Genomic DNA, 863 nt, shown 5'->3' with positions numbered 1-863 from the left:
GCAGCAACAACAGATATGTTGATAACAATCTTTTCAATTTTTTCATTGGCAAGGAAACCGATCATAGCTTTTGCCGTTTCGCCCACATGCAAACTATCAGGGAACTGTCCAACACCAATCAGGCTGTCAGGAAGAATACCATATGCAGTATAGGCTACGCCACCACCTCCCCAGGTTGACACGTAACCATTGCGTGCAGTCCAGAATCCATCATCTGCGGTGTAGCTATCGGTATAAGATCCGTCTTCATTAAAGCCAATTATGGTTGCTTCACTAATATCTGTAATTCCAAGATCCGTTAAGGTTTTGTTCAAATCAAACTCTACCGTATCAATGGCATAAGATGTGTTTGGAACAACTTCAACACTTAAATTCTGTACTATCTCTGCTTCTCTTATGGTTACAGCAACTTCTAACATTTCAATTTTATCATTGGCCATGAAGCCGTAATAAACAGTATAGGTATAAGAGAGCATTGAATCCACATTATCAGGATACTGACCTATGGATACGTAGCTCAAATCAGTGCTTTCATAATTCACAAATACTGATGCATTGGCTCCCCAGGCACCATATTTGGATTCCAGATCATACCAGAATACATTACCTGTAGCAGTTATGTCTGTAATACTTTCATCTGTATCGTATGTAACAACAGCTTCTATTTCACTCATTGAAGCTATACCAAGATCGGACAAGGTTTGTTCCAAATCAAATTCCAATGGATCAGTTGAATAATCAGTTCTCTGCGGAACAGTAATCGCCAATTTCTGAGTATCTACAACAGTTGCCGTAATTTCAGGAGCAGCAACAACAGATATGTTGATAACAATCTTTTCAATTTTTTCATTGGCAAGGAAACC

1 protein-coding gene is annotated in these 863 nt (G+C 39.0%); it reads right to left on the bottom strand.

From position 1 onward, the window contains the following. Positions 1-863: DUF4859 domain-containing protein (locus tag ACE1ET_RS20520; RefSeq protein WP_375730299.1), on the bottom strand; the 863-nt coding region annotated here is incomplete at both ends.

The organism is Quyinboa mangrovi (assembly GCF_042219825.1).
GTDB lineage: Bacteria > Bacteroidota > Bacteroidia > Bacteroidales > UBA5342 > JBHJHP01.
This window is presented reverse-complemented; position numbering and strand designations above follow the sequence as displayed.